This is a genomic window from Serratia sp. CC22-02 (assembly GCF_900182895.1).
In the GTDB taxonomy this organism is placed as follows: Bacteria; Pseudomonadota; Gammaproteobacteria; order Enterobacterales; family Enterobacteriaceae; genus Serratia; species Serratia nevei.
Genome location: NZ_FXUD01000013.1, coordinates 1 through 22,209, shown reverse-complemented (window position 1 = coordinate 22,209; position 22,209 = coordinate 1). Strand labels below are relative to the sequence as shown.

At 59.3% G+C, this 22,209-nt stretch carries 20 protein-coding genes and 1 riboswitch; of the genes, 10 read left to right on the top strand and 10 right to left on the bottom strand.

Annotated elements, in window-relative coordinates:
• The first annotated feature begins 44 nt into the window (after window positions 1–44).
• The 4 genes from rpoC (at window position 45) to QOL81_RS24500 (ending at window position 6,622) form a co-directional block, all read left to right on the top strand.
• On the top strand, window positions 45–4,268 hold the full coding sequence (rpoC, locus tag QOL81_RS24515) for a DNA-directed RNA polymerase subunit beta' (protein ID WP_047729347.1): 4,224 nt from the start codon (window positions 45–47) through the stop codon (window positions 4,266–4,268).
• Between the two features lie 167 nt (window positions 4,269–4,435).
• Window positions 4,436–4,882 carry a GNAT family N-acetyltransferase gene (locus QOL81_RS24510; RefSeq protein WP_060425359.1) on the top strand — a complete coding sequence of 149 codons (447 nt, stop codon included), beginning with the start codon at window positions 4,436–4,438 and terminating at the stop codon, window positions 4,880–4,882.
• The gene (locus QOL81_RS24505; RefSeq protein ID WP_060425357.1) at window positions 4,882–5,346 is read left to right on the top strand and encodes a putative pterin-binding protein; all 465 of its coding nucleotides are present in this window, start codon (window positions 4,882–4,884) and stop codon (window positions 5,344–5,346) included. The genes QOL81_RS24510 and QOL81_RS24505 overlap by 1 nt, the downstream gene beginning before the upstream one ends.
• A gap of 1 nt (window position 5,347) precedes the next feature.
• Window positions 5,348–6,622: a sensor histidine kinase gene (locus QOL81_RS24500; protein WP_187321921.1), complete on the top strand. Its 1,275-nt coding sequence runs from the start codon at window positions 5,348–5,350 to the stop codon at window positions 6,620–6,622.
• Here the strand turns inward: QOL81_RS24500 and QOL81_RS24495 are convergent.
• From QOL81_RS24495 to QOL81_RS24455, 8 genes are all read right to left on the bottom strand, one after another.
• A complete protein-coding gene (locus QOL81_RS24495; protein WP_060425352.1) occupies window positions 6,608–7,303 on the bottom strand; it encodes a helix-turn-helix domain-containing protein in 696 nt (231 codons plus the stop codon). The genes QOL81_RS24500 and QOL81_RS24495 overlap by 15 nt on opposite strands.
• Window positions 7,304–8,117: 814 nt before the next feature.
• Window positions 8,118–9,251, bottom strand: coding sequence for a 2-iminoacetate synthase ThiH (thiH, locus tag QOL81_RS24485; protein WP_060441481.1), 1,134 nt, complete (start codon window positions 9,249–9,251; stop codon window positions 8,118–8,120).
• Window positions 9,251–10,030, bottom strand: a complete 780-nt coding sequence (locus QOL81_RS24480; RefSeq protein WP_060425348.1) for a thiazole synthase — start codon at window positions 10,028–10,030, stop codon at window positions 9,251–9,253. The genes thiH and QOL81_RS24480 overlap by 1 nt, the downstream gene beginning before the upstream one ends.
• A gap of 1 nt (window position 10,031) precedes the next feature.
• The gene (thiS, locus tag QOL81_RS24475; RefSeq protein ID WP_016929423.1) at window positions 10,032–10,232 is read right to left on the bottom strand and encodes a sulfur carrier protein ThiS; all 201 of its coding nucleotides are present in this window, start codon (window positions 10,230–10,232) and stop codon (window positions 10,032–10,034) included.
• Window positions 10,229–10,978, bottom strand: a complete 750-nt coding sequence (locus tag QOL81_RS24470) for a HesA/MoeB/ThiF family protein (RefSeq protein ID WP_049202137.1) — start codon at window positions 10,976–10,978, stop codon at window positions 10,229–10,231. Before QOL81_RS24470 ends, thiS begins: the two co-directional genes overlap by 4 nt.
• Window positions 10,971–11,621, bottom strand: a complete 651-nt coding sequence (gene thiE, locus QOL81_RS24465; protein ID WP_060425346.1) for a thiamine phosphate synthase — start codon at window positions 11,619–11,621, stop codon at window positions 10,971–10,973. Before thiE ends, QOL81_RS24470 begins: the two co-directional genes overlap by 8 nt.
• Window positions 11,614–13,557: a phosphomethylpyrimidine synthase ThiC gene (thiC, locus tag QOL81_RS24460; protein ID WP_049273208.1), complete on the bottom strand. Its 1,944-nt coding sequence runs from the start codon at window positions 13,555–13,557 to the stop codon at window positions 11,614–11,616. The genes thiE and thiC overlap by 8 nt, the downstream gene beginning before the upstream one ends.
• 114 nt (window positions 13,558–13,671) lie before the next feature.
• Window positions 13,672–13,796, bottom strand: a riboswitch (TPP riboswitch).
• Window positions 13,797–13,835: 39 nt separating this feature from the next.
• Window positions 13,836–14,339, bottom strand: coding sequence for an Rsd/AlgQ family anti-sigma factor (locus QOL81_RS24455; protein ID WP_048232444.1), 504 nt, complete (start codon window positions 14,337–14,339; stop codon window positions 13,836–13,838).
• Window positions 14,340–14,440: 101 nt separating this feature from the next.
• Here QOL81_RS24455 and nudC point away from each other — a divergent pair, with 101 nt between their 5' ends.
• The 6 genes from nudC to QOL81_RS24425 all read left to right on the top strand — a co-directional run bounded on the left by nudC (window position 14,441) and on the right by QOL81_RS24425 (window position 18,816).
• The gene (nudC, locus tag QOL81_RS24450; protein WP_048233728.1) at window positions 14,441–15,208 is read left to right on the top strand and encodes an NAD(+) diphosphatase; all 768 of its coding nucleotides are present in this window, start codon (window positions 14,441–14,443) and stop codon (window positions 15,206–15,208) included.
• 38 nt (window positions 15,209–15,246) lie between these two features.
• A complete protein-coding gene (gene hemE / locus QOL81_RS24445; RefSeq protein WP_033636735.1) occupies window positions 15,247–16,311 on the top strand; it encodes a uroporphyrinogen decarboxylase in 1,065 nt (354 codons plus the stop codon).
• Window positions 16,312–16,320: 9 nt separating this feature from the next.
• Window positions 16,321–17,007 carry a deoxyribonuclease V gene (nfi, locus tag QOL81_RS24440; protein WP_038872943.1) on the top strand — a complete coding sequence of 229 codons (687 nt, stop codon included), beginning with the start codon at window positions 16,321–16,323 and terminating at the stop codon, window positions 17,005–17,007.
• A 48-nt stretch (window positions 17,008–17,055) separates the two neighbouring features.
• Window positions 17,056–17,646 carry a YjaG family protein gene (locus tag QOL81_RS24435; protein ID WP_025160203.1) on the top strand — a complete coding sequence of 197 codons (591 nt, stop codon included), beginning with the start codon at window positions 17,056–17,058 and terminating at the stop codon, window positions 17,644–17,646.
• A gap of 189 nt (window positions 17,647–17,835) precedes the next feature.
• The gene (hupA, locus tag QOL81_RS24430) at window positions 17,836–18,108 is read left to right on the top strand and encodes a nucleoid-associated protein HU-alpha (protein WP_004929874.1); all 273 of its coding nucleotides are present in this window, start codon (window positions 17,836–17,838) and stop codon (window positions 18,106–18,108) included.
• Between the two features lie 36 nt (window positions 18,109–18,144).
• Window positions 18,145–18,816 carry a DUF1481 domain-containing protein gene (locus QOL81_RS24425; protein ID WP_084826978.1) on the top strand — a complete coding sequence of 224 codons (672 nt, stop codon included), beginning with the start codon at window positions 18,145–18,147 and terminating at the stop codon, window positions 18,814–18,816.
• Between the two features lie 49 nt (window positions 18,817–18,865).
• On the opposite strand, the gene purD is transcribed toward QOL81_RS24425, so the two are convergent.
• Both purD and purH read right to left on the bottom strand, forming a co-directional pair.
• Window positions 18,866–20,149, bottom strand: a complete 1,284-nt coding sequence (gene purD / locus QOL81_RS24420; RefSeq protein WP_197659201.1) for a phosphoribosylamine--glycine ligase — start codon at window positions 20,147–20,149, stop codon at window positions 18,866–18,868.
• 48 nt (window positions 20,150–20,197) lie between these two features.
• Complete coding sequence (gene purH / locus QOL81_RS24415; RefSeq protein WP_087762900.1) at window positions 20,198–21,787, bottom strand: bifunctional phosphoribosylaminoimidazolecarboxamide formyltransferase/IMP cyclohydrolase; 1,590 nt, start codon at window positions 21,785–21,787, stop codon at window positions 20,198–20,200.
• Between the last annotated feature and the right edge of the window lie 422 nt (window positions 21,788–22,209).

The following is a 22,209-nucleotide window of genomic DNA, read 5'->3' as shown; positions in this document are numbered from 1 at the left end:
GGTTGTGGGTACCCAACAGGTTTAACTCCGACAGGAGCCAATCCGTGAAAGACTTATTGAAGTTTCTGAAAGCGCAAACTAAGACCGAAGAGTTTGATGCGATCAAGATTGCTCTGGCTTCGCCAGACATGATCCGTTCGTGGTCGTTCGGTGAAGTTAAGAAGCCGGAAACCATTAACTACCGTACGTTCAAACCAGAGCGTGACGGCCTTTTCTGCGCCCGTATCTTCGGGCCGGTAAAAGATTACGAGTGCCTGTGCGGTAAGTACAAGCGCTTGAAACACCGCGGCGTGATCTGTGAGAAGTGCGGCGTTGAAGTGACCCAGACCAAAGTGCGTCGTGAGCGCATGGGCCACATCGAGCTGGCTTCGCCGACCGCGCACATCTGGTTCCTGAAATCGCTGCCATCCCGCATCGGTTTGCTGCTGGATATGCCGCTGCGTGACATCGAACGCGTACTGTACTTCGAATCCTATGTGGTGGTCGAAGGCGGTATGACCAACCTCGAGCGTCGTCAGATCCTGACTGAAGAGCAGTATCTGGATGCGCTGGAAGAGTTCGGTGACGAATTCGACGCCAAGATGGGTGCGGAAGCTATTCAGGCCCTGTTGAAAAACATGGATCTGGAAGCCGAGTGCGAGCAGCTGCGTGAAGAGCTGAACGAAACCAACTCCGAAACCAAGCGCAAGAAGCTGACCAAACGTATCAAGCTGCTGGAAGCGTTCGTACAGTCTGGCAACAAGCCAGAGTGGATGATCCTGACCGTGCTGCCGGTACTGCCGCCGGATCTGCGCCCGCTGGTTCCGCTGGATGGCGGTCGTTTCGCGACCTCGGATCTGAACGATCTGTATCGCCGCGTGATCAACCGTAACAACCGTCTGAAACGCCTGCTGGATCTGGCTGCGCCTGACATCATCGTGCGCAACGAAAAGCGTATGCTGCAAGAAGCGGTAGACGCCCTGCTGGATAACGGCCGTCGCGGTCGTGCCATCACCGGTTCCAACAAACGTCCTCTGAAATCTTTGGCCGACATGATCAAAGGTAAGCAGGGTCGTTTCCGTCAGAACCTGCTCGGTAAACGCGTTGACTATTCCGGCCGTTCCGTAATCACCGTAGGTCCATACCTGCGTCTGCATCAGTGCGGTCTGCCTAAGAAGATGGCGCTGGAGCTGTTCAAACCGTTCATCTACGGCAAGTTGGAGCTGCGTGGCCTGGCCACCACCATCAAAGCCGCCAAGAAAATGGTTGAGCGTGAAGAAGCCGTCGTTTGGGATATCCTGGACGAAGTGATCCGCGAACACCCGGTACTGCTGAACCGTGCACCAACCCTGCACCGTTTGGGTATCCAGGCGTTTGAACCGGTTCTGATCGAAGGTAAAGCGATCCAGCTGCACCCGCTGGTTTGTGCGGCCTATAACGCCGACTTCGATGGTGACCAGATGGCTGTTCACGTACCGCTGACGCTGGAAGCCCAGCTGGAAGCGCGTGCGCTGATGATGTCCACCAACAACATCCTGTCCCCAGCGAACGGCGAGCCAATCATCGTTCCTTCTCAGGACGTTGTACTGGGTCTGTACTACATGACCCGCGACTGTGTTAACGCCAAGGGCGAAGGCATGGTGCTGAACGGTTCCAAAGAAGCTGAGCGTGTTTACCGCGCCGGCCTGGCGTCTCTGCATGCGCGCGTTAAAGTGCGTATCACCGAAGACGTCAAAAACGCCGAAGGCGAATGGACTTCTCAGACCAGCATCATCGACACCACCATCGGCCGCGCCATCCTGTGGATGATCGTACCGAAAGGTCTGCCGTACTCGATCGTTAACCAGCCTTTGGGCAAGAAAGCGATCTCCAAGATGCTGAACACCTGTTACCGCATCCTGGGCCTGAAGCCGACCGTTATCTTTGCTGACCAGATCATGTACACCGGTTTTGCTTACGCAGCCCGTTCCGGCGCTTCCGTAGGTATCGACGACATGGTTATCCCGGCCAAGAAAGCGGAGATCATCGAAGAAGCGGAAACCGAAGTTGCCGAGATCCAGGAGCAGTTCCAGTCTGGTCTGGTTACCGCCGGCGAACGCTACAACAAAGTGATCGATATCTGGGCTGCAGCGAACGAACGCGTTGCGAAAGCGATGATGGAAAACCTGTCGGTAGAAGACGTGGTTAACCGTGACGGCGAAGTGGAACAGCAAGTTTCCTTCAACAGCATCTTTATGATGGCCGACTCCGGTGCGCGTGGTTCCGCCGCTCAGATTCGTCAGCTGGCCGGTATGCGTGGTCTGATGGCGAAGCCGGACGGCTCCATCATCGAAACGCCAATCACCGCGAACTTCCGTGAAGGTCTGAACGTACTCCAGTACTTCATCTCCACCCACGGTGCTCGTAAAGGTCTGGCGGATACCGCACTGAAAACCGCGAACTCCGGTTATCTGACCCGTCGTCTGGTTGACGTGGCGCAGGATCTGGTGGTGACCGAAGACGACTGTGGCACCCACGACGGCATCCTGATGACTCCGGTTATCGAAGGTGGCGACGTGAAAGAGCCACTGCGTGAACGCGTTCTGGGCCGTGTGACGGCAGAAGACGTCCTCAAGCCGGGTACGGCGGACATTCTGGTGCCACGCAATACCCTGCTGAACGAGAAGGCGTGTGACCTGTTGGAAGAGAACTCTGTCGACAGCGTTAAAGTCCGTTCCGTGGTGAGCTGTGAAACCGACTTTGGTGTGTGTGCAAACTGCTACGGTCGCGACCTGGCACGTGGCCACATCATCAACAAAGGTGAAGCCATCGGCGTTATCGCGGCACAGTCCATCGGTGAGCCGGGTACACAGCTGACGATGCGTACGTTCCACATCGGTGGTGCGGCATCTCGTGCGGCTGCTGAATCCAGCATCCAGGTGAAAAACAAGGGTAGCCTCAAGCTGAGCAACGCGAAGTTCGTTATGAACGCCGCAGGCAAGCTGGTGATCACCTCGCGTAACACCGAACTGAAACTGATCGACGAATTCGGCCGTACCAAAGAAAGCTACAAGGTGCCTTACGGTGCCGTGATGGGCAAAGGCGACGGTGAAGAAGTTAACGGCGGCGAAACCGTTGCTAACTGGGATCCGCACACCATGCCGGTCATCAGTGAAGTCAGCGGCTTCATTCGCTTCGCGGACATGGTTGACGGCCAGACCATTACTCGCCAGACCGACGAACTGACCGGTTTGTCTTCTCTGGTCGTTCTGGACAGCGCAGAGCGTACCGGTAGCGGTAAAGACCTGCGTCCGGCACTGAAAATCGTTGACGCTCAGGGTGAAGACGTATTGATCCCAGGCACCGATATGCCTGCTCAATACTTCCTGCCGGGCAAAGCGATCGTTCAGCTGGAAGACGGCATTCAGATCGGTGCGGGTGATACCCTGGCGCGTATTCCTCAGGAATCCGGCGGTACCAAGGATATTACCGGTGGTCTGCCGCGCGTTGCCGACCTGTTCGAAGCACGTCGTCCGAAAGAGCCGGCAATCCTGGCTGAAATCAGCGGGATTATCTCGTTCGGTAAAGAGACCAAAGGCAAACGTCGCCTGGTGATCTCTCCGCTGGACGGCAGCGACGCTTACGAAGAGATGATTCCGAAATGGCGTCAGCTCAACGTGTTCGAAGGCGAAGTGGTGGAACGTGGTGACGTCGTTTCCGACGGCCCAGAGTCTCCGCACGACATTCTGCGTCTGCGTGGTGTGCATGCGGTTACCCGCTACATCACCAACGAAGTGCAGGAAGTTTACCGTCTGCAAGGCGTTAAGATTAACGATAAGCACATCGAAGTTATCGTTCGTCAGATGCTGCGTAAAGGCACCATCGTTAGCGCTGGTGGCTCCGAGTTCCTGGAAGGCGAGCAGGCTGAAGTGTCTCGCGTCAAGATTGCCAACCGTCAGCTGGAGGCTGAAGGTAAAATCGCGGCAACCTTCTCGCGCGATCTGCTGGGTATCACCAAGGCTTCCTTGGCGACCGAGTCCTTCATCTCCGCTGCATCGTTCCAGGAAACGACGCGCGTTCTGACCGAAGCTGCCGTAGCCGGCAAGCGTGATGAACTGCGTGGCCTGAAAGAGAACGTCATCGTGGGCCGTCTGATCCCAGCCGGTACCGGTTACGCTTATCATCAGGATCGCATGCGTCGTCGTGCTCAGGGTGAAGCGCCGGTTGTTCCGCAAGTCAGCGCGGAAGAAGCGACGGCTAACCTGGCCGAGCTGCTCAACGCAGGCCTGGGCGGCAGCGACGACGAGTAATCGTCATCCGCGCCGCGGGCCCGGCATGCCGGGCCCATCGCCAGATAAACCGCTCCCTCGGGGGCGGTTTTTTTTCGCCTCATGCCGGGGCAGAGCAAACTTTGCTACTATGGTTACAGCAGAAATTGACCGGCGCTTTTTACCAGACAACCAAGGACAGTGCGAACATGGACAGCCTCATTACCTTCGAAAAATTGACGGCGCAACACCTGCCTTACCTGTATGAGATCCGCTTTTCCGTTGAAGAAAACCTGCTGCACCCGCATCAGATCCAGTACCTGCAGCGTAAACAGGCGCTGGAGGACATCAACCAGGGCGGCGGCTGGATCTGCAAGCATGGCGACGACTATGCCGGCGTTGGCTTCGGGCTATTCATCCCTGAACCGCTGATCGGCGGTCTGTTCGTGAAGCCGGAATACCAGTCGAAGGGGATCGGCTCCGCCTTGCTGGCCCGGGTCACTCACTGGATGTTTGAGCACGGCGCCGAAGCGATCCACTTAACCACCGATCCTGGCTCCAAAGCCGAAGGCTTTTATCAACATCACGGCTGGGTCGTGGTCGGGCAGGATGAGTTCGGCCAGGCCGAACTGGTGAAACGTAAAGAGGGTGAATAATGACAATCAAAGGATTGATGACGTTACTGCTGCTTTCACTGTTCAGCGCACCGCTGTATGCGGCCGTTGACTATTTTTACCTGAAACCGCTCGACGGCGAGAAGATCAAGATAACCCGGCAGATGCTGGAGGCGATGCCGGCGCACACGATTAAAACCTCGACCAATTTCACCCCGGAAGATACGTTCACCGGCGTTGAGTTTGCCGAGCTGGTGGAAGCCTATCACCTGAAAGGTCAGTCGGTGCGCGCTTTCGCCTGGGACGATTACTCCTACTCGATGCCGATTGACGAGATGATTAAATACCGCGTGATCGTCGCCTATCAGCGCGGTGGCAAGCCGATCGACGTTGGGGAGCTGGGGCCGTTCGCCATTATTTATCCGCGCGATGGCTACGCCGAGCTGAATAACCTGGATGTGAATGCGAAAACCGTCTGGCAAGTTAAACGGCTGGAGCTGAAATAAGATGAGCAAAAAACTGATCGGTACTCTTATCGCGTTGGTTGCCATCTTCTCCTTATTGATTTTGTTGATTGCCATTAACTTCGGCGGCGTAAAAGAGCGCTATAAGCAAATCGAGCCCAATCTGGACAACTACTCGGTGGCCGAGATCCTTTTTCTGGCGTTTGAAAGGACCAAAACCGCGCTGCTGCTCAGTGAAAACAACGACTACGACGCCTTCCAGATCAAAAAGAAAATCTTCTACTCGAAGATTCAGATCCTGGAGAGCCGTTCGACCTTCAGCGACTCTTTTTATTACGACGACGAGTTCATCAAGAATGTTGCGCTGCTGAAGCAGCAGTACCGCACGTTGGACGATCTCTCCGCCGGCTTGCTGGTGGGGCAAAAAAACAAGGCGGACATTCTCTCTTATATGGATGATATCGAGGGTACGCTGGTCGATATCCAGGAAATTATTTATCGGATACAGATTAAAAACTTTACCGAAGTGAAAGGCATCATTCAGGACAACTCGAGTAAAGCCGAGATGTTCGCCATCTTTTCGCTGATTTTGGTGTTCCTGATGATGTTTCTGGTGCTGAGGAATGCCTTCTCGTTGAAAGAGATCATCAAGAACAAGAACATCTTCATTTCTTCCATCTACCACGAGATCGCCGGCTCGACCCAGGCCATCGTCATTGCCGCAGATATCATGGAACACGAGCTGGCGCAGGAAGAGTTGAAAAAGGAAGCCCGCCTGATCTCCTATCACGGTAATAAGATCGCCGAACAAACGCGCGAGGTGATGGATTATTCTCGGCTTGAGATGGGAGAAGTTAAAATCAATATTTCCACCTTCCGGTTGAATGAGGTGGTGGACGATGCCGTAACCGGCATCGGCGCCGGGCGCGGCAATCGCCTCGTGATTCACCGTTCGTCTTATGCCGGCCTGATTGGTTCTGATAAATACAAGCTCTACCGAATATTGGCCAACCTGCTCAGCAACGCGGACAAATTTACCCACCGGGGCGTGGTTACCCTCAATGTGAAGCTGTGCCACGGCAATCTGTATTTGCGGGTGAAAGATACCGGCATCGGGTTTAACGTCGATAACCTGGATCGGTTATATAAGGCATTCAATCAGGGGGTGGAAAGGGAAACGCGGCAGGGGTTGGGGCTGGGGCTGACCATTATCAAAAATTACGTCACGACGATGAAAGGCACCATTAAAGCCAAATCCGTCGAAGGAGTGGGCTCATCGTTTTTGATCCGCATCCCGGTCAAACTAATTAAAGAATAGGTTCGACAGCAGCAGCGAGGAGATAATCAGCGGCTTGGTCGGTTTTTCCACCAGGTGCACGTCATAGTGCAGGATCATATCGCCGATGTTTTTCTCGTAGTGATTCAGCTGGCCGGTCAGAATAATAATGCGGGCGTGCGGATCGAGAACGTCTTTAATTTTTTTCACGACGCGTTCGGAGGTCTCGCCGAAGTCCAACAGCCAGTCCAGAATAAACGCCTCAAAGGACTGCTGTTCCAGCGCGGCCAGCATGGCGTCCGCCGTCTGAAAGGTCTCAGTCTCGATGCCGTATCGGCTGGCGATCTTCTTCAACAGTTCGAGAATATCGCCGTCATTATCCAGGATCGCGATACGCGGGGCCGGCAGAAAGTCTATCTTGTTGACTTTGTACAGCGGCGCACCGGCGGCATGTTCCCGATTGGTGCTGATGATGAAAAGATCGTCTTTTTTGTAGGCGTAGGTTTCGTCGCTGTCCGCTTGCGTGACCGGGCACTCGTCGACCTCTATGTTGCAGCGCTTGTGAATGCTGTTCATGATAAAGACGCCGTTATGCGTCCTTTGGCCGGCAAAGGGCTCGTTGAAGTACTGGAAAACCTTTTTGACTTCATCGAGGGTGATACCTCTTTTGCCATCCAGTTTCTGTTTGGCGCTGTTGTACTGAAGGTTCAGTATGTTGGCCATCGTGGAGGCATGCTTTCTGTCGCCAACTCCTTTCAGAGTGAGCAACGCGCTGATTGCATCGATGTAATTGGGCGTTTTCTTCATGACAACCTTGGCTTTTTTGATGTTGACCGCAAGCGCTGAAAAACCTGCGCAAGAACCCGTGCTGGATTATAGATGATGCCCCGGAGCTTGCGGCGATATCAGTTTGATTTTCCTTGGCAAACTCAGAACACACTCGATACTAAATAAAAAAACACTCAAAAGACATTCACATTTAACCGTTTATGTGGTTAATTAGCGCACATACTGTGTGATTCGCGTCCTGGGGGGGTGCCAGTCTCACAAAATAAACCGCCTGCTCTTGTCCGTAAGCAGGGAGCAGGCGGCAAAAAGATCCGCGGCCAACACCAGGGCCATTGGCAGCACCGGGGATGACGACTCGAACCTCTCTTCGTCCTGTACCTTCTTTTTTCCTCTTTCCCCACTTTTCTGCCGCAACAGCGTCCTATGAGTCTCACCGCTGAGTGAGTGCCGAGCACCGCTAGGCCACAGTCCTTTAGCCGACAAGACAACCTGTCCGTACGCCCTTACAGGCCGCGATACGCCATATGCGCGTTGCCGCGGACGAGGGCCCGGTGTCGCGCAAGAGAATCTCCGGCGCGATCCGGGATGGGATAAGGCGGGGCCATCGAGAGGGAGACGGCCCCGGCCGGCGCCGGGTTTGGCGGTCGGCAAGGTCACTATAGCCGGCGGGCCTGCCGGCGCCAGCGCCACCGTTCGGCATTGCGCGGCCGTTCCAGCATTTTCTTCACGCGGCGGTAAACGTTGCCGCTTATTGCGCGCTGCGTCCCAGATAATCGTCCCAGTCTTTCCACACCGGCTGCAGCCCGGCATTGCTGATGGCCTCGGCGACCTGCTGCGGCGTGCGGCCGTCGTGCGGCTCGAACTGTTCCAATTCCGGCGGTACGTCGTCGGCATAGCCGCCGGGCTGCGTCTTGGATCCGGCGCTGACGCTGTTGATCGCCACCGGGATCATATGATCGCGGAAGTACGGCGACTCACGCGTAGACAGCGACAGCTCAACGTCCGGCGCGAACAGCCGGAAGGCGCAGATCAGCTGCACCAGCTGAGGCTCGCTCATGATCGACGCCGGCTCAATGCCGCCGGCGCAGGGGCGCAGACGCGGGAACGAGATCGAGTAGCGGCTCTGCCAGTAAGTTTGCTGCAGGTAGAACAGATGTTCCGCCAGCAGGTAGCAGTCGGTGCGCCAACTGTTGGACAGGCCGATCAACGCGCCGAGGCCGATCTTGTCGATCCCGGCGCGCCCCAGGCGATCCGGCGTGGCCAGACGCCAATGGAAATCCTGCTTCTGGCCGCGCACATGGTGCTGCAGATAGGTGGCAGGATGGTAGGTTTCCTGATAGACCAGCACGCCGTCCAGGCCCAGCGTTTTCAGTTCGGCGTACTCGTCCTGCGCCAGCGGCTGCACTTCCATCATCAGCGAGCTGAAGTGGCGGCGGATCGCCGGAATGTGCTGACGGAAATAGTCCATGCCGACCTTGGTCTGATGCTCGCCGGTGACCAGCAACAGGTGTTCGAACCCCAGCGCCTTGATGGCTTCGCACTCGCGTGCGATCTCCGCCGCATCGAGCGTTTTGCGCTTGATGCGGTTGCTCATCGAAAAGCCGCAATAGGTGCAGTCGTTGGCACACAGGTTAGAGAGGTACAGCGGCACATAGAAGCTGACGACGTTGCCGAAGCGCTGACGGGTCAGCTGCTGCGCGCGCTGCGCCAGCGGTTCCAGATACGGCGCGGCGGCGGGGGAGATCAGCGCCATAAAGTCGTCGCGCGTCAGCTTGTCGGCGTTCAACGCGCGTTCCACGTCGCGTGCGGTTTTGCCGTTGATGCGCAGCGTAATGTCGTCCCAATCCAGCTGTTGCCAGCGGCTACTGAAATCGTCGCCCATCACTGTGCCTCCTCTGGCTGGCTGAGGAAGGCGGTCAGCGGGCTGGAGGCGGCTGCACTGCGCTGGCTAGCGCCCAATCCAGCGCTGCGCGCCAGCTCGCCGGCCTCCAGCGCCAGGCGAAACGCCCGCGCCATTTGCACTGGGTCGCGCGCCACGGCGATGGCGGTATTCACCAGCACCGCGTCGGCGCCCAGTTCCATCGCTTCCAGCGCGTGGCTCGGCGCGCCGATGCCGGCGTCGACCACCACCGGCACCTTGGCCTGCTCGATGATGATCTCGAGGAAGTCACGGGTGCGCAGACCGCGGTTGGAGCCGATAGGGGCGCCGAGCGGCATCACCGCCGCGCAACCCACCTCTTCCAGCCGTTTGCACAGCACCGGATCGGCGCCGCAGTAGGGCAGCACCACAAAACCGTCTTTCACCAGCGTTTCCGCCGCCTTAAGCGTTTCTATCGGATCCGGCAGCAGGTATTTCACATCGGGATGGATCTCCAGCTTCACCCAGTGGGTGCCGAGCGCTTCACGCGCCAGCCGGGCGGCGAACACCGCTTCGGCGGCGGTTTTGGCGCCGGAGGTGTTGGGCAGCAGCCGGGCGCCCAACTGCTGCAGCGGCGCCAAAATGGCGTCGTTGCCGCCGCGCAGATCGACGCGCTTCATGGCCATGGTCACCAGCTGTGAGGCGGAGGCCGCCAGCGCCTCCAGCATTAACGCCGGGGTGGCGAACTTGCCGGTGCCGGTGAATAGGCGCGAGGTAAAAGTGGTATCGGCGATTTTCAGCATGTCAGCCTCCGGCGATCGCTTGAAACAGCAAAATGTCGTCACCGTCCTGCACCTGATGGTCGGCCCAGTCGGCGCGCGGGATGATGGTTTGATTGATCGCCAGCGCGGTGCCCGGCTGGTGGCGTTCCAACTGGGTCAGCAGGGCGGCGACGCTGAGCGGCTGCGCCAGCTCCAGCGGTTGGTCGTTCAGACGGATCTTCATGCCGCGCCTCCGCATACCGGGCAGGCGCGGGCCTGGCTCAGTTGCAGCGTGCTCCAGCTCTGCTGCTTGCCGTCGAACAGCCGCAGTTTACCGCTGAGGGAGGAAGGCATGCCGGCCAACATTTTGATGGCCTCCAGCGCTTGCAGAGTACCGATCACGCCCACCACCGGGCCGAGCACCCCGGCGGTGCGGCAGTTGCGCTGCGGCTCTTCCTGATCCGGGTACAGGCAGGCGTAGCAGCCGTGCGCATAGGGCGGCTCGAGCACCAGCAGCTGGCCACTGAAACCGACCGCGCTGCCGCTGATCAGCGGCTTGGCGGCGGCGATGCAGGCGGCATTGACCTCATGACGGGTCGCCATATTGTCGCAGCAGTCCAGCACCAGATCGGCGCGGGCGACCGCGTCGCGCAGCGCTTGCCCCTGCAGCCGCTGCGCCAGCGGGATGGATTCCACCAACGGGTTCAGCGCCTGCAGATGGCGTTGCGCCAGCGCCGCCTTGCCGGTGGCGGTATCGGCGCTGCGGTAGAGGATCTGCCGCTGCAGGTTGGTGATGTGCAGCTGGTCGTCGTCGGCCAACAGCAGCGTGCCGACGCCGGCGGCGGCCAGATACAGCGAAGCCGGGGAACCAAGCCCGCCCAAACCGACGATCAGCACCGTGGCGCGCTTGAGCCTCTCCTGGCCCTCCGGGCCGACGTCCTCCAGCAACAGCTGGCGGCTGTAACGCAGGAATTCCTGATCGTTAAGCATCGTTCGGGCCCTCGCCTTCGATCAGCCGCAGCAGCTCGGCCGTCGCCGCACGCCAGTCCGGCGCCTGGGTGATGGCGCTGACCACCGCCACGCTGCCGACGCCGCACGCCAGCACCGCCGGTACGCGATCGATGCTGATCCCGCCGATCGCCACCGTCGGGTAATCCGCCAGGCCGGCGATGTGGCGTTTCAACTCCGTCAGCCCCTGCGGCGCCGAAGGCATGTCTTTGGTTTGGGTGGGGAAGATGTGCCCCAACGCGATGTAGGACGGTTTCACCGCCAGCGCGCGCGCCAGCTCCGCGTCGTCATGGGTGGACACGCCCAGCCGCAGCCCGGCGCGGTGAATGGCCGCCAGATCGGTGGTATCGAGATCTTCCTGGCCCAGATGTACGCCGTAGGCGCCGTGCTTGATCGCCAGCCGCCAATAGTCGTTGATGAACAGCCGCGCTTGATAACGCTGGCCCAGTGCGATGGCGGCAGCGATATCCTCTTCGACCTGCTCATCCGGCAGATCCTTGATGCGCAGCTGGATCGTGGTGACGCCGGCCTCCAGCAGACGAGCGATCCATTCCACGCTGTCGACGACCGGGTAAAGCCCCAGTTTGTGGGGCGTAGCCGGGAAGGGGGTCGTGATATCAGTCATTGCTTGTCTCCTCTTGTAGGGTGCCGGCGCTGTGATACAGCTCGCTGCCGCGGGCGCGGAACTCGGCGGACATTTTCTCCATGCCGGTCAGCTGCACTTCGATCGGCTTGGCGGCCTCCTGGGCGGCGGCGTAGTCGCGCACCTCCTGCGAAATCTTCATCGAGCAGAATTTCGGCCCGCACATCGAGCAGAAGTGGGCGACCTTGCCGGATTCCTGCGGCAGGGTTTCGTCGTGATAGGCGCGCGCGGTGGCCGGATCGAGCGCCAGATTGAACTGATCTTCCCAGCGGAATTCGAAACGTGCCTTGGACATGGCGTTATCGCGGATCTGCGCGCCCGGATGGCCTTTGGCCAGATCGGCGGCGTGAGCGGCGATCTTGTAGGTGATCAGGCCCTGCTTGACGTCTTCTTTGTTCGGCAGGCCGAGGTGCTCTTTCGGCGTGACGTAACACAGCATGGCGCAGCCGAACCAGCCGATCATTGCCGCGCCGATGCCGGAGGTGAAATGGTCATAGCCCGGGGCGATATCGGTGGTCAGCGGGCCGAGGGTGTAGAACGGCGCTTCGTGGCAGTGTTCCAGTTCTTCGGTCATGTTGCGGCGGATCATCTGCATCGGCACGTGGCCCGGCCCTTCGATCATCACCTGCACGTCGTATTCCCAGGCGATTTTGGTCAGTTCGCCCAGCGTATGCAGCTCGGCGAACTGGGCTTCGTCGTTGGCGTCCTGAATCGAGCCGGGGCGCAGGCCGTCGCCGAGCGACAGCGAAACGTCGTAGGCGGCGCAGATCTCGCAGATTTCACGGAAATGCTGATAGAGGAAGTTTTCCTGATGGTGCGACAGACACCATTTGGCCATGATTGAGCCACCGCGCGACACGATGCCGGTCAGGCGTTTGGCGGTCATCGGCACGTAGCGCAGCAGCACGCCGGCGTGGATGGTGAAGTAGTCGACCCCTTGCTCCGCCTGTTCCAGCAGCGTATCGCGGAACATCGCCCAGGTGAGGTTTTCCGCCACGCCGTTGACCTTCTCCAGCGCCTGGTAGATCGGCACGGTGCCGATGGGCACCGGGCTGTTGCGCAGGATCCACTCGCGGGTTTCGTGAATATAGCGGCCGGTAGAGAGATCCATCACGGTGTCCGCGCCCCAGCGGGTGGACCACACCAGCTTCTCCACCTCTTCTTCGATCGACGACGTGACCGCCGAGTTGCCGATATTGGCGTTCACCTTCACCAGGAAATTGCGGCCGATGATCATCGGCTCCGCCTCCGGATGGTTGATGTTGGCGGGAATGATGGCGCGGCCGGCGGCCACTTCCTGACGCACGAACTCCGGCGTGATGTTGTCCGGCAGGTTGGCGCCCCAGCTTTGGCCCGGATGCTGGTGGCGCAGAACCTCGCCGCGAATGCGCTCGCGCCCCATGTTTTCACGGATGGCGATGAACTCCATCTCTGGGGTGACGATACCGGCGCGGGCATAGTGCAGCTGGGTCACGCACTTGCCCGGCAGCGCCCTGCGCGGCAGCGGCAGATGTTCGAAGCGCAGGTGATCCAGCCCTTCGTCCGCCAGCCGCTGTTGGGTAAAGCCGGAACTGGCGCCGCTTAGGGTGGCGGTATCGCCGCGCGCGTCGATCCAGCCGGCGCGCAGCTTGGCCAGGCCGGCGTGCACGTCGAGCTCGGCCTGCGGATCGCCGTAGGGGCCGGCGGTGTCATACACCGGGATCGCCTCGTTGGGTTCATACTGTGGGTTGTCTTTGCTGCCGCCGAGCAGGGTCGGGCTGAGCTGAATTTCGCGCATCGGCACCTGGATATCGCTGCGCGAGCCCTGGAGATAGATGCGGCGTGAGTTCGGGAAAGCCATGCCTTGCAGGGTGTCGATAAACTGCTGGGCGGCTTCGCGTTGCGCTTTACGGGCGCGCGGTGGATTAACGTTAGACATAGCAAGTTCCTACCAGTGTGTTGGGTTGGGAAAGTTGCTTGTCTGGAGCTCGGAGGGAGTAATGATGGTGGCCGATAAGGCAGGGCGCCCGCAAGGGGAAGGCCGTGCCTGTGGCGATAGATTACTCTTGTTCCCTTCGCGGGTATTAACCCGATCAGGTTCCGCGGATCCCGAATTAACGGTCTCAGCCTGGCTGATTCGATGAACAAATCAGGCGCTAGGCACTCCGACAAGATGCCCCCCAGTATAGGAGGGATAAGAAAAAAAACTATAAAATTTTAACGCGCGGGATCCAGCGCCTGGTCCGGCAGCGGTTGCTGCGCGGCCTCCGCTTCCAGCTGGATCAGCTTATCTTCCAGCGCAAAGCGCGCCGCCAGCGTTTCGCCGATATCCGACAGGGCCTGGTGGAATTCCAGACAAACCTCCTGATCGATATCCACTTCGGTATAGCGATCGTGGAACGCCATGATCTGTTCGGTATTGGCCCACAGCTTGGGGTAGATGTTCACCGCCAGCGACATTTTCGGACTGGCTGCGCCTTCCACTTGTTTGATAATTCTGTCATAGATATGAAAATGCCCTGCGGAGAGGTAATCCACCAGGTTGTGGCAAAAGTTCTCCAGCGCTTTTTCATTCAGCGGCGTATGCTTTTCTTTATTCGGTTTGAGGCCTACCAGCGTGCAGTAGGCAACCAGCAACTGTTTGCGGGCCTGAAGCCATTGATCAACTAATTCATTACTACCGCCAACGCGCTGAGTCAGCCTTTCCAAACGGTTGAGCATGTTTGACTCCGTGTAAGTAATAAAAGTAACCGGTAAGTTATTAAAATGTAACAAAGCCGATTTGTAGAGTGCCAGTGAAGCTGAGGTTGTGCAACAACGATATGGAACTTGCATTAACGGGCAATGAAAACGGCTGGTGGATCGTCAGCCATGAAAGCAAACTTTGGTTACCGAACGGTGAATTGCCGTCGGGGACGGCCGCCGCTCTCGGGCTGCAGGGCCACATGGCGCGCACCATCGGTGAATGGGAGGGCGCGCCGGTTTGGCTGGTGCGCCAGGCGATGCCGCGGGAGATGGGATCGGTGCGTCAGCTGTTGGATCAGGATCGCGGTCTGTTCCAGCTTGCCGGGCGCGGCGTGCAGCTGGCGGATTTCTACCGCTCTCATCGCTACTGCGGCTATTGCGGCCATGAAATGCACCTCAGCCGCACCGAAAGCGCCTGTCTGTGCGGCCACTGCAAAGAGCGGTACTACCCGCAGATTGCACCCTGCGTGATCGTCGCCATTCGGCGTGACGATCAGATCCTGCTGGCGCAACACGTGCGCCATCGTGGTGGCATCCACACGGTGCTGGCCGGCTTCGTCGAAGTGGGCGAAACGCTGGAGCAGGCGGTGGCGCGCGAAGTGATGGAAGAGAGCAATATTGAAATCAAGAACCTGCGCTACGTCACTTCACAACCGTGGCCGTTCCCACACTCGCTGATGATGGCCTTTATGGCCGATTACCATCAGGGTGACATTCGCCACGATCCCAAGGAGCTGCTCAACGCCGGTTGGTATCGCTACGACCAGCTGCCGCTGTTGCCGCCGCCCGGCACGGTGGCGCGCCGGTTGATTGAGGACACCGTGGCGCTGTGCCGGGCAGAATAATGTACAATGGCCGGCAGATTATTAAGGGAGCCCCATAAATGACTGAGTTGAAGAACGATCGCTACCTGCGCGCGCTGTTGCGCCAGCCGGTGGATGTGACCCCCGTATGGATGATGCGCCAGGCCGGTCGTTATTTACCGGAGTACAAGGCGACCCGCGCCCAGGCCGGTGATTTCATGTCGCTGTGCAAGAACGCGGAGCTGGCCTGCGAGGTCACGCTGCAGCCGCTGCGCCGCTATGCGCTGGACGCCGCCATCCTGTTCTCCGACATTCTCACCATTCCCGACGCCATGGGGCTCGGCCTGTACTTTGAAGCCGGCGAAGGCCCGCGTTTCAGCTCCCCTGTGACCTGCCGCGCCGACGTCGACAAGCTGCCGGTGTTCGATCCGGAAGTGGAGTTGGGCTATGTGATGAACGCGGTGCGCACCATTCGCCGCGAGCTGAAGGGCGAAGTGCCGCTGATCGGCTTCTCCGGCAGCCCGTGGACGCTGGCGACTTATATGGTCGAAGGCGGCAGCAGCAAAGCCTTCACCAAGCTGAAGAAGATGATGTATGCCGAACCGGCTACGCTGCACCTGTTGCTGGACAAGCTGGCGGACAGCGTGATCCTGTACCTCAATGCCCAGATTAAAGCCGGCGCGCAGTCGGTGATGGTGTTCGACACCTGGGGCGGCGTACTGACCGGGCGCGATTATCGCGAGTTCTCTTTGCACTACATGCACAAGATCGTCGACGGGCTGCTGCGTGAAAACGACGGTCGCCGCGTGCCGGTGACGCTGTTCACCAAAGGTGGCGGGCAGTGGCTGGAGGCGATGGCCGCCACCGGCTGCGATGCGCTGGGGCTGGATTGGACCACCGACATCGCCGACGCGCGTCGGCGCGTGGGCGACAAAGTGGCGCTGCAGGGCAATATGGATCCGTCGATGCTGTATGCCTCCCCGGCGCGCATCGCGGAAGAAGTGGAGACCATTCTGGCCGGTTTCGGCCACGGCAACGGCCATGTGTTCAACCTGGGCCACGGCATCCATCAGGATGTGCCGCCGGAGCACGCCGGCGCCTTCGTCGAGGCGGTACACGCGCACTCGGCGAAATACCACCGTTAAGGATCCGATGTGACCGATATGGCGGCCCTGCGCGCCGAACAGCTGCGGCGCGCGGCTGAAGTCATTCGCTACGACGATCTGCCGGCCGAACCGCCGGCCTTCATCGCCGGTGCCGACGTGGGCTTCGAACAAGAGGGGGCGGTGACACGCGCCGCCATCGCCATCCTGCGCTATCCGTCGCTGGAGCTGGTGGAGTATCAGGTGGCGCGCATCGCCACCGTCATGCCCTACATCCCGGGCTTCCTGTCGTTTCGCGAATATCCGGCGCTGTTGGCCGCCTGGGGGCAGCTGCAGCAGAAACCGGGGCTGATCTTCGTCGATGGGCATGGCATTTCGCATCCGCGGCGTCTCGGCGTCGCCAGCCATTTCGGTCTGCTGGTCGATGTGCCGACCATCGGCGTGGCCAAGAAGCGCCTGTGCGGCAAATTTGCGCCGCTGGACGCCGCCGTCGGCGCGCTGGCGCCGTTGGAAGATAAGGGTGAACAGCTGGGCTGGGTGTGGCGCAGCAAGGCGCGTTGCAACCCGCTGTTCATCTCTACCGGGCATCGCGTGGGCGCCGACAGCGCGCTGGCGTGGGTGCAACGCTGTATGGCGGGCTACCGTTTACCGGAGCCGACCCGCTGGGCCGACGCCATCGCATCGCGTCGTCCGGCGTTTCAGCGGTGGTTGCAGCAGCATCCGGAGGTGTCGCCATGAGCGATTTCGGGTACACTGCGCCGCAGATAACGCGTAAGAGAGTAAAGCATGCTACGTAACCCGATTCATTTACGCCTGGAACGGCTCGAGGCCTGGCAACATTTGACCTTTATGGCCAGTTTGTGCGAGCGTATGTACCCGAATTACCAGATGTTCTGCAAACAGACCGAGTTCGGCGATCCGGCGGTTTATCGCCGCATTCTGGATTTGGTGTGGGAAACGCTGGTAGTGAAGGATGCCAAGGTCAACTTCGACAGCCAGCTCGAGAAGTTGGAAGAGGCGATTCCGTCGGCGGAAGATTACGATCTTTACGGCGTTTACCCGGCAATTGATGCCTGTATCGCATTAGGGGAACTGATCCATTCGCGGCTCGGCGGGGAGACGCTGGAGCACGCCATCGCCATCAGCGAAACATCGATTCGCACCGTGGCGATGTTGGAAATGACCCAAGCCGGTAAGGAAATGACCGACGAAGAGTTGGAAAGTTTGCCTGCGGTAGAGGAAGAATGGGACATTCAATGGGAAATTTTCCGCCTGTTGGACGCCTGTGAAGAGCGCGATATAGACCTGATCAAGGGGCTGCGATCCGACCTGCGAGAGGCGGGTGTCAGCAACATCGGGATAAATTTAGCGCAATAAGGCAACAAAACGTGATTTAACGCCTGATTTGTCATGCCTTAAGGCTTCACATCCGCACCCTGTCTGGTCTACATTTGGGGGGCGTAAAAAAAGTGGCTATCGGTGCGTGTATGCAGGAGAGTGCTGTCAATCGGCATATCCGTCGCACTCGATGCTTTGCAAACGATAAACACACTGTAAGGATAACTTATGAACAAGACTCAACTGATTGATGTAATCGCGGACAAGGCTGACCTTTCCAAAGCACAAGCTAAACTGGCTCTGGAATCCACCCTGGCTGCTATTACTGAGTCTCTGAAAGAAGGTGATGCAGTACAATTGGTTGGCTTCGGTACTTTCAAAGTAAACCATCGTAGCGAGCGCACTGGCCGCAACCCGCAGACTGGCAAAGAAATCAAAATCGCAGCAGCCAACGTGCCTGCGTTCGTTTCTGGCAAAGCACTGAAAGACGCTGTTAAATAAGACCGCGCCTCGGTGAAAAGATTAAACAGAGGGGCGATGGCGCCCCTTTTGTTTACTCGTCGGGCGCTCATGGCCGTAGGCATCGCCGTCGGCCTGAGCGCTTGCAGTTCCCATTCCGATATTCCCAGCTTTACCGCCAGCGGCTTTGTGGCCGATCAGGGCGTGATACGCCTGTGGCGTAAAGACGATGAGCAACATCGTCCGCAGGTGTTGGTCAGTGTCTACAGCCCTTACCGCGGTCCGGGTACCATCACCACGCTATACACCTATCAGGGCGACGTGCTGCGCCAAATCAAACGTAACGACGCCGATGGCGATCGCGACTCTATTCAACTGCGCTTTGCCGACGACGGCACGGTGAGCTTTATGCAGCGCCAGCTGGCGACACGCCGCGAACCGCTGACCCGCGATGAAATCGCCCTGTACCAATATCAGGCGCGGCGGATCCTCGAAGTGAGCAATGCGCTGCGCGCCGGCAAGGTGAAATTGCTGCAGGGGCATTGGATGCAGGGCGAGGTGCAAACCTGCGACGGCCAACGCATGAAACCGGGGCTGGATGCCGCCTCCATAGTCTGGATCGAGAAGCGTGCCCGCAGCAGCAGTCGGCCGGTGAGCGTTGCCTGGCTGGAAGCGCCCGAAGGCAGCGAACTGCTGCTGGTGGCGAACGACGACTTCTGCAGCTGGGAACCGAAAGAAGACCAGCTATAAAAAAGGCCCCGCGCTGCGGAGCCTCTCGTCATGACCTTATACGGTCAAATCACTTGCCGCGCGCAATCGCGCGATAACCGATGTCTTTGCGGCAGAAGCTGCCCGGCCACTCAATGCCTTCGGCCAGCTGGTAGGCACGTTGCTGCGCCTGCGCCACGGTGTCGCCTAGCGCGGTTATGCACAGCACGCGGCCGCCGCTGGTGACGACGTCATTGCCCTGCAGGCGTGTGCCGGCATGGAAGACCTTACCGTCGGCGCTTTCCTGCTGCGGCAATCCCTGGATAACTTCGCCGTTGCGATAGTCGCCCGGATAACCGCCGGCCGCCAGCACTACGCCGAGCGCAGGGCGTTCGTCCCAGTCGGAGCTTTTCTCGTTCAGGCGGCCTTCCGCGCCCGCCAGGCACAGTTCCACCAGATCGGAACGCAGGCGCAGCATGATGGGCTGGGTTTCGGGATCGCCAAAACGACAGTTGAACTCGATCACTTTCGGTTGGCCATCGGCGGCGATCATCAGGCCGGCGTACAGGAAGCCGACGTAGGTGTTGCCTTCCGCCGCCATGCCGCGCACCGTCGGCCAGATCACCTGGTCCATGGCGCGCCGGTGGATTTCGTCGGTCACGACCGGCGCCGGGGAGTAGGCCCCCATGCCGCCGGTGTTCGGGCCGGTATCGCCGTCGCCGACGCGTTTGTGGTCCTGGCTGGTGGCCATCGGCACCACGTTCTCGCCGTCGACCATCACGATGAAGCTGGCTTCTTCGCCGTCGAGGAACTCTTCCACCACGATGCGATGACCGGCGTCGCCGAAGGCGTTGCCGGCCAGCATGTCACGCACGGCTTCTTCCGCTTCCTGCAGCGTCATCGCGACGATTACGCCTTTACCGGCCGCCAGGCCATCGGCCTTGATGACGATCGGTGCGCCTTTGCGGCGCACATAGGCCAGTGCCGGCTCCACCTCGGTGAAGTTTTCATATTCGGCGGTCGGGATACGGTGGCGCGCCAGGAAATCCTTGGTGAAGGCTTTGGAGCCTTCGAGCTGCGCGGCGGCCTGTGATGGGCCGAAGATTTTCAGGCCGGCGGCCTGGAAGGCGTCGACCACGCCGATCACCAGCGGCGCCTCCGGCCCGACGATGGTCAGACCGATGTCATGGCTCTGGGCGAAAGCGACCAGAGCAGGGATGTCGGTGGCGGCGATCGCCACGTTTTCCAGATTGGCTTCTAGCGCGGTGCCGGCATTGCCCGGCGCAACGTAGACTTTGTCCGCCAGCGGAGACTGGGCGGCTTTCCAGGCCAGCGCGTGTTCGCGCCCGCCGTTGCCGATAATCAAAATGTTCATCAGGGGCTCCACGAATGGCGTGCGCCGGAGCGCACGCGGCAAAAGGAATTAATGGCGGAAGTGACGCATGTCGGTAAAGATCATGGCGATGCCGTGTTCGTTGGCGGCGGCGATCACTTCGTCGTCGCGGATAGAGCCGCCCGGCTGGATCACGCAGGTAATGCCGACCGCCGCCGCGGCATCGATGCCGTCGCGGAACGGGAAGAAGGCATCGGAGGCCATGGCAGACCCTTTCACTTCCAGCCCTTCATCGCCCGCTTTGATGCCGGCGATCTTGGCGGAGTAAACGCGGCTCATCTGGCCGGCGCCTATGCCGATGGTCATGTTGTCACGTGCATAAACGATGGCGTTGGATTTTACGAACTTGGCCACTTTCCAGCAGAACAGCGCGTCGCGCAGTTCCTGTTCGGTCGGCTGGCGCTCGGATACCACACGCAGATCGGCGGCGGTCACCATGCCCAGATCGCGATCCTGCACCAGCAGGCCGCCGTTGACGCGCTTGAAGTCCAGCCCCGCCACGCGTTGCTGCCACTGGCCGCAGGCCAGCACGCGCACGTTCTGCTTGGCGGCCAGCAGGGAGCGCGCTTCCTGGGTGACGTTTGGCGCGATGATCACTTCCACGAACTGGCGGCTGATGATCGCCTGCGCGGTGGCGGCATCCAGCTCGCGGTTAAAGGCGATGATGCCGCCAAAGGCGGAGGTTGGGTCGGTTTGGTAAGCGCGCTCGTAGGCGGCCAGGATGTCGTCGCCGATCGCCACGCCGCAAGGGTTGGCGTGTTTGACGATCACGCAGGCCGGCTCGGCGAACTCTTTCACGCATTCCAGCGCGGCGTCGGTATCGGCGATGTTGTTATAAGACAGCGCCTTGCCCTGCAGCTGCTCGGCGGTCGCGACGGACGCTTCCTTTACCTCTTCTTCTATATAGAAGGCGGCCTGCTGGTGGCTGTTCTCACCGTAGCGCATATCCTGCTTCTTGATGTAGTTGAGGTTCAGGGTACGCGGGAAGCGGCCGGACGGCTGTTCGGTCTCGCCATGGTATGCCGGCACCAGAGTGCCGAAGTAGTTGGCGATCATGCTGTCGTAGGCGGCGGTGTGCTCGAAGGCCTTGATGGCGAGATCGAAGCGGGTGGCATAGCGCAGCGAGCCGTCGTTGTTGTCCATCTCGGTAATGATGGCGGCGTAGTCGCTGCTCTTCACCACGATGGCAACGTCTTTATGGTTCTTGGCGGCGGAGCGCACCATGGTCGGGCCACCGATATCGATATTCTCGACCGCGTCTTCCAGCGAGCAATCCGGGCGCGCCACGGTTTGGGCGAACGGATACAGATTGACGACCACCATGTCGATAGGCTTGATGTCATGCTGATTCATGACGGCGTCGTCCTGGCCGCGGCGGCCGAGGATACCGCCGTGAACTTTCGGGTGCAGGGTCTTAACTCGTCCGTCCATCATTTCCGGGAAGCCGGTGTAGTCGGATACTTCGGTAACGGGCAGACCGGCGTCTGCTAGCAGGCGGGCGGTACCGCCGGTGGAGAGCAGTTCAACGCCGCGCTGGGAAAGCGCTTCGGCGAATTCAACGATACCGGCTTTGTCAGACACGCTGAGCAGGGCCCGGCGGATTGGACGAGGTTGTTGCATGGTTTTATCCCTTGGCTTTGAGTCGCAATTAAAGAGCGTTACGTGAATGTCCACCTCGTTCTCTCTATAAGGAAGGTTTTTTTGCCTTATAAAGGGAGGGTCAGGCACATATTCAGGTAACGCCCCCATAAAAAGGGGGATCGTTTCGTCGCGGGGAATTGTAGCGAAAACGTTTGCGTGGCGCTCGTAAATTTTCCGTGCAAATCGCATCTGTGGATAACACTGTGTGCAAGTGGGTATAAGGCGGGGTTTTGCTGTGGAATGCAGCGAACGATCGTTTTTGCTGAAAATACCTGTTGCGGCCTGCGAGGAACTCCCTATAATGCGCCTCCATCGACACGGAACATGTGAACAACTTCACAGAGTATCCGGGGGTCGCAGAGAAAAAATCCTGAAAATTAGGGTTGACTCTGAAAGAGGAA

Bases quoted from the DNA above. Each gene is read 5' to 3' on its own strand.
- QOL81_RS24510 (WP_060425359.1), top strand. From the start codon at position 4,436: ATGGACAGCCTCATTACCTTCGAAAAATTGACGGCGCAACACCTGCCT.
- QOL81_RS24505 (WP_060425357.1), top strand. From the start codon at position 4,882: ATGACAATCAAAGGATTGATGACGTTACTGCTGCTTTCACTGTTCAGC.
- QOL81_RS24500 (WP_187321921.1), top strand. From the start codon at position 5,348: ATGAGCAAAAAACTGATCGGTACTCTTATCGCGTTGGTTGCCATCTTC.
- QOL81_RS24495 (WP_060425352.1), bottom strand. From the start codon at position 7,303: ATGGCCAACATACTGAACCTTCAGTACAACAGCGCCAAACAGAAACTG.
- thiH (WP_060441481.1), bottom strand. From the start codon at position 9,251: ATGGGCGACGATTTCAGTAGCCGCTGGCAACAGCTGGATTGGGACGAC.
- QOL81_RS24480 (WP_060425348.1), bottom strand. From the start codon at position 10,030: ATGCTGAAAATCGCCGATACCACTTTTACCTCGCGCCTATTCACCGGC.
- thiS (WP_016929423.1), bottom strand. From the start codon at position 10,232: ATGAAGATCCGTCTGAACGACCAACCGCTGGAGCTGGCGCAGCCGCTC.
- QOL81_RS24470 (WP_049202137.1), bottom strand. From the start codon at position 10,978: ATGCTTAACGATCAGGAATTCCTGCGTTACAGCCGCCAGCTGTTGCTG.
- thiE (WP_060425346.1), bottom strand. From the start codon at position 11,621: ATGACTGATATCACGACCCCCTTCCCGGCTACGCCCCACAAACTGGGG.
- thiC (WP_049273208.1), bottom strand. From the start codon at position 13,557: ATGTCTAACGTTAATCCACCGCGCGCCCGTAAAGCGCAACGCGAAGCC.
- QOL81_RS24455 (WP_048232444.1), bottom strand. From the start codon at position 14,339: ATGCTCAACCGTTTGGAAAGGCTGACTCAGCGCGTTGGCGGTAGTAAT.
- nudC (WP_048233728.1), top strand. From the start codon at position 14,441: ATGGAACTTGCATTAACGGGCAATGAAAACGGCTGGTGGATCGTCAGC.
- hemE (WP_033636735.1), top strand. From the start codon at position 15,247: ATGACTGAGTTGAAGAACGATCGCTACCTGCGCGCGCTGTTGCGCCAG.
- QOL81_RS24435 (WP_025160203.1), top strand. From the start codon at position 17,056: ATGCTACGTAACCCGATTCATTTACGCCTGGAACGGCTCGAGGCCTGG.
- hupA (WP_004929874.1), top strand. From the start codon at position 17,836: ATGAACAAGACTCAACTGATTGATGTAATCGCGGACAAGGCTGACCTT.
- QOL81_RS24425 (WP_084826978.1), top strand. From the start codon at position 18,145: ATGGCGCCCCTTTTGTTTACTCGTCGGGCGCTCATGGCCGTAGGCATC.
- purD (WP_197659201.1), bottom strand. From the start codon at position 20,149: ATGAACATTTTGATTATCGGCAACGGCGGGCGCGAACACGCGCTGGCC.
- purH (WP_087762900.1), bottom strand. From the start codon at position 21,787: ATGCAACAACCTCGTCCAATCCGCCGGGCCCTGCTCAGCGTGTCTGAC.